This is a genomic window from Marinobacter sp. B-12 (genome assembly GCF_056857915.1).
Genome location: NZ_JBSXOB010000040.1, coordinates 41117 through 53877, shown reverse-complemented (window position 1 = coordinate 53877; position 12761 = coordinate 41117). Strand labels below are relative to the sequence as shown.

6 protein-coding genes are annotated in these 12761 nt (G+C 57.5%); 2 read left to right on the top strand and 4 right to left on the bottom strand.

Annotation, left to right across the window (positions count from 1 at the left end; all coding sequences use genetic code 11):
- Nucleotides 1–72: 72 nt before the first annotated feature.
- Nucleotides 73–1527: a hypothetical protein gene (locus AC13D2_RS05650; RefSeq protein WP_482938334.1), complete on the bottom strand. Its 1455-nt coding sequence runs from the start codon at nt 1525–1527 to the stop codon at nt 73–75.
- 119 nt (nt 1528–1646) lie between these two features.
- Between AC13D2_RS05650 and AC13D2_RS05645 the strand changes: the two genes are divergently transcribed.
- On the top strand, nt 1647–3476 hold the full coding sequence (locus tag AC13D2_RS05645; protein WP_482938333.1) for an ABC transporter ATP-binding protein: 1830 nt from the start codon (nt 1647–1649) through the stop codon (nt 3474–3476).
- Between the two features lie 201 nt (nt 3477–3677).
- Entirely contained in the window at nt 3678–6437 is a 2760-nt protein-coding gene (gene acnA, locus AC13D2_RS05640; RefSeq protein WP_482938332.1) for an aconitate hydratase AcnA, read from the top strand.
- Between the two features lie 52 nt (nt 6438–6489).
- Here the strand turns inward: acnA and AC13D2_RS05635 are convergent, their stop codons facing one another.
- From AC13D2_RS05635 to AC13D2_RS05625, 3 genes are read right to left on the bottom strand one after another with little or no spacing between them, the layout of a single operon-like run.
- A complete protein-coding gene (locus AC13D2_RS05635) occupies nt 6490–8412 on the bottom strand; it encodes an ATP-binding protein (RefSeq protein WP_482938331.1) in 1923 nt (640 codons plus the stop codon).
- Nucleotides 8413–8433: 21 nt separating this feature from the next.
- Entirely contained in the window at nt 8434–10866 is a 2433-nt protein-coding gene (locus AC13D2_RS05630; RefSeq protein ID WP_421911561.1) for an ATP-binding protein, read from the bottom strand.
- Nucleotides 10863–12674, bottom strand: coding sequence for an ATP-binding protein (locus tag AC13D2_RS05625; RefSeq protein ID WP_482938330.1), 1812 nt, complete (start codon nt 12672–12674; stop codon nt 10863–10865). Before AC13D2_RS05625 ends, AC13D2_RS05630 begins: the two co-directional genes overlap by 4 nt.
- Nucleotides 12675–12761 lie beyond the last annotated feature (87 nt).

Genomic DNA, 12761 nt, shown 5'->3' with positions numbered 1-12761 from the left:
CATGGATGGCGGAGCCGAGCGTACAGGGATGTATTCACAGCGTGTTTTGGAAAGCCTGCCCAACATTTGGCCTTACTCCTGAACCGCAAACGAAGCCTTGGGCCCCTTCAAAGGCTCCCGGTTCTCAACCTGCTGCAGGTACACATCGACCTGCTGGTGCAGGGGATGGTTCAGGCATCGCTTCTTGACGAAATTCAGGAACGCCGACGCTTTTTCCCACTGCCCCAGACCATTCGCCAGCGCCTGGGCGACCAGCAGATAGGCTGGAGCCAGTTCCTCGCTGTCCGGGAAGCGCTTGTGGAAATCCTGCAGTAACTTCAGTGCCGGTTTGAAGTGTCCGCGCTGGTACAGGCAACGGGCGCAGCGTACCGACAGTTCCGGGTCTTCCAGCCGGAATCCCGGCTCCACAGTCCCGATAGCTGCCAGCAACCCGGCTATACCCTCGCCATCGTTTCGTTCCGCCAGCATGTTCAGCAACCGGGGGTGATACCGATAAAGCTCCGGAATATCATTGCGGGCGGTCAGCAACTGATGCAGCTGCCCCAACCGCAGGGCATTCTGGGAATCCCGTTTCAGGGCTTCCTTGAGCATCGACTGGACCCGGTCGTAGTTGCCGTCCTTCAGGTTCATGTCAATGTCGGCGTCAAACCGCTGAGTCCGGTCACGGTTCTGCATGTCGCCGGCGTTTTCATCATCCTGCAGATCACTGGCAAACCCCAGTTCCTCCTGGTACTGGAACAGCAGGTAACCCAGCATGTGAAACAGGATCAGCGTAAAGGTGCTGTTGAGAAAGCCCGCCAGTGTGCGGGCAACACCCGGCGCGAAGTGAGTGAGCGCGAAGTCCTGGGCGGCGCCGGACGCCAGGGTCAGCAGGATCAGGTAACCATACAGCAGGAAATAGGGTGTGCCGATGCGCGAGATCAGCACCGCCAGGTTCATGGGGTTCACCGCGGCCATGACCGAGCGCTCCATGGCCAGCACCATAATGCTGGCGGGCAGGGCGAGGATCACGAAGGCCACGGCCAGGAACATCAACAGCGGCCCGCCGACCATGGCTGCGGCCGCCACCATGCCGCCCATAAGCGCAAACACCAGTAGCTGCAGGATTACAATGTCAAACCCGCTGCCGGTGAACGCCACTGCTACCGGAGGCGGTTTCATATGGCCCTCAGCGGTGTGGCTGATAACGGCATAGGTATACTTCAATAGTGCCAGGGCCAGCACCAGCGTGATAATCAGGCCGATGAGGTTGCCGCTGACGAGAAGTGGCACCAGTGTGCAAATGGCAATAACCATCAGCGGGTCGGTGTGGAACGGGTAGCGGAAGAAAGCACCAATCCGGTTCCAGAATGGCACTGCTTCCGTGGCGGCACCGAGGTAGCGCATGGCACGGCTGCAATGGGGGCACAAGGCGTGTTGTTTTCGAGTGTCCGCATCCGGCATGCAACGGGTGCAATAGTGTATCTGGCAGTCACCGCAATGCCATTTTGCGGGTTCGCCGGGGTGGTAATGGCAGTCGTGTTTCACAATGGGCCCGGTTCTGGTACATCAAGGGTTCGAGGGGCAATGATGGCAGAAGGTCGGGTAGACTGTCACCGAATTTGCTGCGTACCAGTATGGGTGGACATCGCATTGACGGAGGTTTCTTGGAGCAGGCGGCGGATCTGAACGCAGTTGGGCCGGATAGCACGGGTCGCAACGACAACCGGTACACCTGGCAGGGCATTCTGTCCCTGGCCCTCAAGCACAAGCCGCGGCTGGTGAGAGCGAACATGCTCGCCATCCTGGCCACGGTGGTCAGTGTGCCTATTCCGCTGCTGCTGCCGGTGCTGGTGGACGAAGTGTTGCTTGATGAAGCGGGCCCGGTACTGCCTGTGATGCAGGCGATGCTGCCCGAGGCATGGCACCTGCCGGTGGTTTACATTGGCTTGATGGTGGTAGCGGCGTTTCTGCTAAGGTCGTTGTCGCTTACCTTCAACGTGCTCCAGTCCCGTGAGTTCTCCAAGATTTCCAAGGATGTGGTGTTCCGTGTCCGTTCGCGTCTGCTGGGCCGGCTGCAGCGAGTGGCTATGTCGGAGTACGAAACCCGTGGCTCAGGTGGCATCACCAGTCATTTCATCACCGACCTGGACACCATCGACCAGTTTCTGGGCACTACGATCAGCCGGTTCCTGGTGGCAAGCCTGACAGTTCTGGGCACCGCCATCGTATTGATGTGGGTGCACTGGCAACTGGGGCTGCTGATCCTGCTGTTCAATCCGTTGGTGATCTTTGCCACCATGCTCATCGGCAAGCGGGTCAAGGAACTCAAGCGTCAGGAGAACAGCGCCTATGCGGATTTTCAGGGTGACCTGACCGAAACTCTGGACGCGATACACCAGCTCAGGGCGGCCAACCGGGAACAGCACTACCTGCGCCAGTTGATCAGCCGCGCCCGCACGGTTCGCGACCACGCTATTCAATTTGAATGGCGCAGCGATGCCGCCACCCGCGCCAGCTTTGCGCTGTTCCAGTTTGGTGTCGATACCTTTCGCGCGGCCGCGATGGTGACGGTCCTGTTCAGTGACCTGAGTATCGGCATGATGTTCGCGATCTTCGGCTACCTCTGGTTCATGCTCACGCCCGTGCAGGAAATGCTGAATATGCAGTACGCCTGGTTTGCTGCCAATGCGGCACTGGGGCGCATTAACCGCTTGCTGGAGCTGGAAGAAGAACCCCGTTATTCAGCGCTGGAGAACCCCTTCCGGGACAGGCATACCGTTGGCCTGACTCTGAAAAACATCCACTTCAGCTACGGTGAGGAAGCCGTGCTAAAGGGCATTGATCTCCACCTTGGTCCGGGCGAGAAAGTGGCGGTTGTGGGTGCCAGTGGCGGCGGCAAATCCACCCTGGTGCAGGTCATTCTGGGTATGTACACACCCCAGCAGGGGCAGGTGCTGCTGGGCGGTGTTCCGGTTCAGCGCATCGGACTTCCGTGTCTGCGTGAGCATGTGGCCACGGTGCTACAGCACCCCGCCCTGTTTAACGACACCGTGCGACAGAACCTCACCCTGGGCCGCGACAAGACCGACACCGAACTGTGGCAGGCCCTGGCCATCGCGCAACTGGACAAGACCGTGGCGGACATGCCGCACCAACTGGATACCCTGATTGGTCGCCAGGGGGTGCGCTTGTCCGGTGGCCAGCGCCAGCGGCTGGCCATTGCCCGGATGGTGTTGTCGGATCCCTCGGTGGTGATCCTGGATGAGGCCACCTCTGCCCTGGACGCCGAAACCGAGTTTCAGCTGCATCAGGACCTGGAGGCTTTTCTGCGTCAACGCACCACCCTGATCATTGCCCATCGTCTGAGTGCCGTGAAACAGGCCGGTCGCGTCTACGTTTTCGAGGACGGCTACATCACCGAGGAAGGGCATCATGACGAGCTGATCGCCCGCCAGGGCCTTTATGCCCAGCTTTATGGGGATCGACAGGCCTGAGGGCGATATGGGTATTCACCGCCGCAATACTGAACATTCACGGAACCGCAGTTGAAGTCTCGTCAATCGGTGCAATAGTTATAGGAGACTTTCAAAATCAGGGTCTTTGCATCAGTCTATTGCCATCTGCGGTAAGTACGCTGATGCAAAGGCTACTGCTAAGCCTTCCGAAATCTTCGGATCATCAAAAGGAGGCACCTCATGTCGAAACAAAGCCTGAGTAAAGACAGTCTCAATACGCTCTCCAGCCTGGAAGCTGGCGGCAAGACTTATCACTATTACAGCCTGCCCAAGGCTGCCGACACCCTTGGCAACATCGACAAGTTGCCGTTTTCCCTCAAGGTGTTGATGGAAAATCTGCTGCGCAACGAAGATGACGCCACCGTGGATCGGGGCCATATCGATGCGATGGTTCAGTGGATGAAAGACCGTAAATCCGATACCGAAATCCAGTTTCGTCCTGCTCGTGTACTGATGCAGGACTTCACTGGTGTCCCCGGTGTGGTGGATCTTGCAGCCATGCGGGAAGCGGTAAAAGCCGCCGGTAAGGACCCGGCAATGATCAATCCGCTGTCGCCGGTGGACCTGGTGATCGACCACTCGGTGATGGTGGACAAGTACGGTGATCCGTCTGCCTTCAAGGACAACGTCACCATCGAGATGGAACGCAACCAGGAGCGCTATGAGTTCCTGCGCTGGGGCCAGCAGGCGTTCGACAACTTCCGCGTGGTGCCGCCGGGGACCGGTATCTGTCACCAGGTAAACCTGGAGTATCTGGGCAAGACCGTGTGGAGCAAGGACCAGGATGGAAAAACCATTGCCTACCCGGACACCCTCGTGGGAACAGACTCACACACCACCATGATCAACGGCCTTGGCATCCTCGGCTGGGGTGTGGGTGGTATTGAAGCGGAAGCGGCCATGTTGGGCCAGCCCGTGTCCATGCTGATTCCGGAGGTGGTCGGCTTCAAGATCACCGGTAAACTGCGGGAAGGTATTACCGCGACGGACCTCGTGCTGACCGTGACCGAAATGCTGCGCAAGAAAGGTGTCGTCGGTAAGTTTGTGGAATTCTACGGTGACGGGCTGAAAGACATGCCCGTTGCGGACCGTGCCACTATTGCCAACATGGCGCCGGAATACGGTGCCACCTGTGGCTTCTTCCCGGTGGATGAGCAAACCATCAAATACATGCAGCTGACTGGCCGTGAAGACGATCAGCTGGAACTGGTCGAAGCTTATGCCAAGGCCCAGGGCCTCTGGCGCCAACCTGGCCAGGAGCCGGTGTATACCGACAACCTGGAACTGGACATGGGCGAAGTTGAGGCCAGCCTGGCCGGCCCCAAACGTCCCCAGGACCGGGTTGCCCTGAAGAACATGAAGGCCTCCTTTGAACTGCTGATGGAAACCGCCGAAGGCCCGGCGGAATCCCGTGAAGACAAGCTGGAATCCGAAGGCGGACAGACCGCCGTGGGCGTCCAGGACAGCTACGAGCACGCTGCCAGCCAGCCGATGGAAATGAATGGCGAAAAAACCCGTCTTGACCCGGGTGCGGTTGTTATCGCGGCTATTACGTCCTGCACCAACACCTCGAATCCCAGCGTAATGATGGCTGCCGGCCTGATTGCCCAGAAGGCCGTGGCGAGGGGGCTCAATACCAAACCCTGGGTGAAAACTTCCCTGGCACCGGGCTCCAAGGTGGTGACCGATTACCTGAAGGTGGGCGGCTTTCAGGACGATCTCAATAAGCTTGGCTTCAATCTGGTGGGTTATGGCTGCACCACCTGTATCGGTAACTCCGGTCCGCTGCCGGATGCGGTCGAGAAGGCCATCGCCGATGGTGATCTTACCGTGGCCTCGGTGTTGTCCGGTAACCGGAACTTCGAGGGCCGGGTGCACCCGCTGGTGAAAACCAACTGGCTGGCTTCACCACCGCTGGTGGTTGCTTATGCCCTGGCCGGCAATGTGCGCCTGGACCTTTCCAATGATCCGCTGGGTGAAGATCAAGACGGCAAGCCCGTCTACCTGAAGGACCTGTGGCCAAGTCAGCAGGAAATCGCCGAAGCGGTCGAGAAGGTTAAGACCAGCATGTTCCATAAAGAGTATGCGGAAGTCTTTGACGGCGACGCTACCTGGAAGGCGATCAAGGTCCCCGAGAGCAAGGTGTACGAGTGGTCGGACAAGTCTACTTACATCCAGCATCCGCCGTTCTTCCAGGGCCTGAAGGAAGAGCCGGACGCCATTAACGATATCAAGGACGCGAACATTCTGGCGTTGTTGGGGGACTCCGTTACCACCGATCATATTTCACCGGCCGGGTCGTTCAAAGCCGACAGCCCGGCGGGTAAATACCTGCAGGAGCGGGGAGTGGAAAAGAAAGATTTCAACTCCTACGGTTCGCGCCGGGGCAACCACGAGGTGATGATGCGTGGCACCTTCGCCAACGTGCGCATCCGGAACGAGATGCTGGATGGCGTTGAGGGTGGTTTCACCAAACACATCCCCACCGGCGAGCAGATGCCCATCTACGATGCGGCCATGAAGTATCAAGAGGAGGACACACCCCTGGTGGTCATTGCCGGCAAGGAATACGGCACTGGCTCCAGCCGTGACTGGGCTGCGAAAGGTACCCGTCTGCTGGGCGTGAAAGCCGTGGTTGCCGAGTCCTATGAGCGTATCCACCGTTCGAACCTGATCGGTATGGGCGTAATGCCGCTGCAGTTTAAGGATGGGGTCGACCGCAAGAGTCTGAAGCTGACGGGTGAAGAGACCATCAGTATCAAGGGGCTGTCCGGTGATATCAAGCCGGGTCAGACACTTGAAATGACGGTGACTTATCCAGACGGCAAGACTGAGACCTGCGAACTGCTGTCCCGGATCGACACCGCCAACGAAGCGGTGTACTACCGCCACGGCGGCATCCTGCACTATGTCGTGCGGGAGATGCTCAAGTCGGCGTGACTCATTGGCCCGGCGGGGCAACCTGCCGGGCCTCTCAATATCCTGTTTCCCATTACCCCGCCACTGGCAGTTCCAGCCAGAACGTAGCCCCCATGCCCGGAGTGGATTCATAGTCCACCGTGCCATTCATGCGCGTCATCAGTTCCCGCGTGATGGCCAGGCCGAGCCCGGTTCCGCCACTGGCTCTCCGGTCCGACGCATCGGCTTGTGAGAACTTCTGAAATATCTGCTCCCGAAAATCCGGGGCGATGCCCTCACCATGGTCTCTGATACACAAACGAACCGACTCTTCGTGCTGAGTGACGAAAATGTCGACGGAGGACCCTGCCGGAGAAAACTTGATGGCGTTGGACAACAGGTTGGTGATGGCCTGGTTCAGACGCTGACGATCCACATGCACCGTCACGGCTGGTAGTTCAGACACCTGAAGGTCGATGTCACGCTGTTGGGCAAAGGTTGCGATGTTCTCAACACTCTCGTGAACAAGATCCTGCAGAACATAGTGCTCGCTACGGAAGGGCATTTTGCCGGCCACCAGTTTTTCCATATCGAGTAAGTCGTTGATCAGGAAGGTAAGCTGCTGGCTGTTCCGATAGGCAATGTGCGCCAGTTTCGAGGCTTTCCCCGGCAGCTCGCCAACGGCATTGTTGGCCAGCAGCCCGAGGGAACCGGAGATCGAGGTCAGTGGAGTGCGAAGCTCATGGCTGACCGTGGAAATGAACTCGTTCTTCAGATGGTCGACTTGCTTCCGCTCTGAAATGTCCTCAGTGATCAGCCAGATAACGGGTTCATTGCCGTAATTGTCCAGTTGCAGACCGTGGAGCATGATGGGGGCCGGCTCGTCGTGCCCAGGCGCCATGTAATAGCCTTCAAGACCGCTGACTCTGGCGTGCTCCCGAAGAGTTTCCTGAACCCCGGGTCGGTTTGCCAGCGGCTCTCCGTGGACATCAAGCGGCTGGTCGAAGAACTCCAGCGACTGGACGGATTTGCCAAACTGGCTTTCGAACGTCGGGTTTGCCCGGAGCAGTCGATTGGAATGAACACTGAATAGCCCGATGCCCATGGGTGCCAGTTCGAACAGCCCCCACAGGCGCTGCTGCATCTCGCGATCCCTGGACATCAGGCTGGTGAGCCAGAATACTCCAACGGTGACAATGCCCAGCAGCACAAACAGGCTACCGCGAAAAAACCAGGGGTGTCGGGGGTGATTGGGCCAGCCCCCGGGCGGTTCTGCAAATACCATCCAGGAAATGCCTCTCATTCGAATCGTGCTGGTTACCGGATTTTTCCACTGGAACGGTTGTGTTGAGAAAAACACGGATTCGGTGTCGTGAATGTCGGATGAGGACGACAGGGCGACATTGAAGTCACCTTCCAATCGATCCAGCCCGATGGACGAGTACAGTTTCTCAAGCTCCAGAATCACCGACACGACGCCCCAGAATTCGCCAGAAGCCTGTTCGAATATCGGAATACGCCCGGCGAGCCCCTCTCCGCCCTGAACCAGATTGATGGGGCCGCTGAACACCACGCGGCGGTTGTTGAGGAGTGTCTCGACCTGGTCTGGCGATAAACTTTGCTGCGCTACGTCAAGCCCAATCGCAGCCTGGTTGCCTTCAAGTGGGTAGATATGGCGAATGACAAAATCCGGGGCCAGACCAATGTTCCGGAGCTCCGGGGCCAGGACGAGAATGACCGACGCCAGTTCGCGAAACCGTTGGCCGTCGATATCGGGCTGTATTGCTACATTGGCGGCTAGCCCCCACACCGTTTGAACGTTCTGAAGTATGGTGCTTTGCAGTTCAAGGCTAATGTCATCCACTTCCTCCTGCCAGTACTGACGGACGTCGTTGCGATGGCTGGAGGAACTGGCGGTGTCCAGGGTAATTGCGACAGCAATAACCAACAGCAGAGTGCCCAGTCTGGCGGCCCAGATAAGCCGATAAAAGACGTCGGCTCGGGTCAATGTCGTCATTATGTGTTGCCCATGGGTGGTCTACTCGGGTTTTATGTCCAGCCAGAAGGTAGAGCCATACCCTTCCGTCGATTCAAACCCGACACTGCCTCCCATCTGGGACATGATCTCCCAGGTAATAGCCAATCCGAGACCGGTGCCGCCACGGCCGCGGGTATCAGAGCTGTCGGCCTGGGCAAATTTCTCGAATATCCTGGGTCTGAACGTTTCCGGTATGCCTGTGCCATAGTCTCTTACGTCGATGCGAAACGCGCCTTCGTGAAGGCGCGTGGCGATAATGACATCGGCACCTTCCGGGGAAAACTTGATGGCGTTGGACAGCAGATTGTCGAGCGCCTGTCCCAGGCGAAGGGCATCAATAACGGCGTTGACCCAGGGATGATGATTTTCAAACAGAAGGGAAACCTGTCGATCAACGGCATAGGTTGTGAGTCGGTCTACACTATCCTGAATAACGGTGCCGATGTTTTGCCTGCGCATCTGCATGTCCATTTGACCGGATACCAGCTTTTCTATATCGAGAAGATCGTCAATCAGATGTCGCAACTGATCGCTATTGCGGGCCGCGATAGCCACCATGGCTTTGACCTTGTCAGGCAGGGGGCCAAAAACCCCGCCCGCGATCAACCCAAGGGAGCCTGATATGGAGGTCAGAGGTGTCCGCAATTCATGGCTGACGGTGGATATGAACTCGTTTTTCATTCGGTCAATCTTACGGCGCTCTGATATGTCCTCAACCAGCGACCATACCAGTGGCTCACTGCCGGCACGCTCCACCAGAACGCCCTGGAGGAGGATCGGGAACCGGGAGCCATCCTTGCGGATAAACTCCTGTTCCATGGGGCCGTATCGCCCGTGTTCCTTCAAATCAGTGATGGCCTGTTGAGTCTGCTCCGCGTAACTCTCGGGCGTTGCGCTCCAGTAGTTCAGCGCCAGGAACTCGGAGTAGGAGTAACCGCTGTGTTCCAGCAACGCGGTGTTAACGTCATGGTTTTGCCCGCTTCTGAAATCGGTCAAAAGAATGCCGATCGGTGACAGATCGAATAAGGTGCGGAGCAGGTGCTCTCGTTCCGCAAGGGCAAGCTGGGAGCGCTTTTTGCCGTCAATATCGGCAATGAATCCATGCCAGATGGTGCTGCCATCCGGCCGTCTTTCGGGGGTTGCTCGGCCCTCAACCCATTTCCAGGATTTCCCTGGCGCTGCGACCCGATACTGGCACATCCAGACGTCCAGAGATTGGTGTGACTGCTTAATGGACTCTTCCAGATCTTCAAGGTCCCCAGGGTGTATGACATTGAGAGCAGCACTTGCGTCTTCCTCGACGTCTCTGGGAGAAAGGCCGTAAATATCACGTATGCCTTCGCTGCTGTATGGAAACCTTGAACGGCCATCCGAACCCGTCTGATACTGATAGAGCATGCCGGGCACGTTCTCCGATAGCTTGCGCAGCGTATCTTCATGGGAATGTTGCTGGAGAAGGGCTGCCATCCATTGCGCCAGCCACACGATAAACAGGCGGTCCAGATCCGTGAACGGTCTGAGCCTTGGCGATACCGATGAAAAATTAAGTGTGCCGAAGAGCTTGCCATCAAATTCTATCGGCGCTGCAATGTAGCTTTCGAGGCCCATTTGGGCATAGCACGGTTGGTGGCGATATCGGGAGTCGCCCATGTGGCTGATCGCCAGATGGTCGCCTTTTTCGAGCATCAGGGCGCAGTAGGTTTGTGCCACCGGTAGTGACAGACCGGTCTCCAGGGGAGAGTTGTCAGGCGCTCTGAACCAGCGAATTGTGTAAACATCACTGGTGATTTCGCTGACGATCCCGGTCTCCAATTCAAGATGGTGGCGGCCGAGATCCAGGGCCATGTCTATTTTTCGTTCCAGGGGGGCGGACGCGTCCACTGTCAGGTTGTTCAGTGCACTCAGAATCCGGGTCTTTTCGATTTGTTCCTGGCGGGATTTGTTCGCCTCGAAGTCATTGATTTCCTCATCAACACACCGGGCCAACTCCTCGAGAAGCGCACATTGATCGTGGTCGAGCGATCGTGGCCGGGTGTCTATGATGCAGAGAGTGCCCAGGTTATAACCCTCATGACTGTGGAGCTGGGCACCGGCGTAGAAGCGAATGTGTGGAGGCCCGGTAACGAGTGGGTTGTCGGCAAATCGGGGATCCTCAAGGGTGTTCTCGACAATAAAAAGGCGATCGATAAGGATGGCGTGGCCGCAGAAAGACATATCCCTGGGTGTTTCCCTGGCCTCCAGCCCCTGGCTGGATTTGAACCATTGCCTCTTGTTGTCGACCAGTGACACCAGGGCAATGGGGACTCCGAAGGCGAGCTTGGCCATTCGTGTAAAGCGATCAAATCGCTCCTCCCGTGGTGTATCAAGCAGGTGGGTGCGCTTCAGGGCAAGAATTCGTACTGCCTCATTAAATGGACTTTCGGGTGTTTTCATCGGTCCGTTTCCTTGTCAGCGTGGGTCAGCAGTGTTTCCCGCGATGCCGGGATATCGACCCAGAAATGCGCACCCTTATTATTGTAGTAGCCAACACCAGCGTTCATTAGTTTTGCCAATTCCGCACAAATGGCAAGCCCTAGCCCCGTGCCCTTTACCGAACGGGTGGTGCCGGTTTCGGCCTGTGCGAATCGTTTGAACACGCTGTCGGCAAAGGAATCCGGTACTCCGGAGCCCTGGTCACTGACGGTGATTCGGACGCAGTCTGCCGAGTGAAGCCCGGCGCTTATCCTGACCACCCCCGCCTGGGGCGAGAATTTGATGGCGTTGCTGACGTAATTGTCCAGAATCTGCCTCAGCCGGTGCTTGTCACAGAGCAGGGGCGGCAGATCTCCGCTGTCTGACACGAGCCGGACCTCGTGTTCGGCCGCCATGGTGTTGTTGTCCTCAACGGCGCCTTGCAATATCGGTTGGATGGCTTCACTTCGGATTCGCACCTTGAGACTGCCATCGGACAGTTTGTTGAAATCGAGCAAATCCGACACCAGCAACTGCAGGCGTTCTCCATTTCTCAGTGCAAGGTTTGCCATTTCCCGGCTTTTGTCATTGAGCTGCCCGGTTACGCCGGACGTCAGCAGCTTCAATGCACCGGTCAACGAGGTGAGCGGTGTGCGAAGCTCGTGACTGACGGAAGACATGAAGTGATCCTTGAGCCGGCCCAGGTTGTCCCTCTCTTCCAGCAGCTGGTTGAAGGCGCTGGACAGATTGCTGACCTCGGGAATGCCGGATTCGTTCAGTCGCATGGCGGAATCCGGGTTTTCGGCCATGCGCCGAATGCGCCCCGTCATTCGGTCAAGTGGTGACATGGTGGTTCTGACCAGCAGAAAACTCACGGCGGCGATGGCAAGGGTAATCAGCAGGCTGATGTTGAAAAACTGAATAAACGACTGCCGGGCTGGCGTGGTTGCCTGCTCGTAAGGAACGGCACGAACGAATACCCAGCCCAGCCGCTGCAGGTGGTTGGTTGCGTATATCAGCAGCTGGCCGTCCTGACCACTGACCTGTCCGAAGGTAATGCCGGACAACGCTGCGTCCGTCAGGGTGTCTGTGCCAGGGTCTGGCAGGGATTCGATATTCTGTGAGCCCTTGCCGGAATCAACGTACAGAAAGTTCTCCGTGTCGATGATCCTCTCGATACCCCGAGAACCACCGAAGCCCCTGTGGCGATTTTCAGGTAGCAGGCTGGTTTTGCCCAGGTCCAAGGTGCCACCAGCGAATCCAAGCAGGTCGCCATCGTCGGTTTCGATGGGTGCCAGAAAGGACAGCAAGGGCCGGCCTGTCGTCCGTCCGATGATGGGTTTGCTGACGATGGGGCGTCGGGCTTCCAGAGCTTCCTGGAAGTGGGGGCGATCCAGATAACAGGTTCCAATACGTTTTGGAACGTAAACATTTTCCGCTACAGCGCACCCTTTGTCATCGAAAATGAGAAGCGCCGCCGGGAACAGATTCCGGAGCGTCGTCTGGCGAGCCAGCGCGTCAGAGAGAGCAGGTCGGTCGGGAAGACGGTCGTTGTCGGCCAACTGCGATGCAAACGCCGACAGGGAGTTCAATCGGAGCTGCAGCTTCTGGTCGACCTGATCTGAGGTTCGTGCAGCTTCGAGAATCTGGCGTTGGGTGAGCAGGTCTTCAAAGTCCTGCACCAGGGCCTGGTAGGCGATCGCGATAACGGCCGAAACGGTTGCAAGGCTGCCGATGACGATGATGACGGCCACCCGGCTGCTGAGGGAAAGCGATTTACGCGACCGCAATGAAGTTCCTCACTGTTGCGTTTTAGCGGATAATGTTCTGTGATGGACGAAGGTTAGCCTAATTCACCCGGTTATATTAGTAAAAAT

Excerpts from the sequence above, each read along its gene's own strand:
- acnA (WP_482938332.1), top strand. The coding sequence starts at position 3,678 with ATGTCGAAACAAAGCCTGAGTAAAGACAGTCTCAATACGCTCTCCAGC.
- AC13D2_RS05635 (WP_482938331.1), bottom strand. The coding sequence starts at position 8,412 with ATGACGACATTGACCCGAGCCGACGTCTTTTATCGGCTTATCTGGGCC.
- AC13D2_RS05630 (WP_421911561.1), bottom strand. The coding sequence starts at position 10,866 with ATGAAAACACCCGAAAGTCCATTTAATGAGGCAGTACGAATTCTTGCC.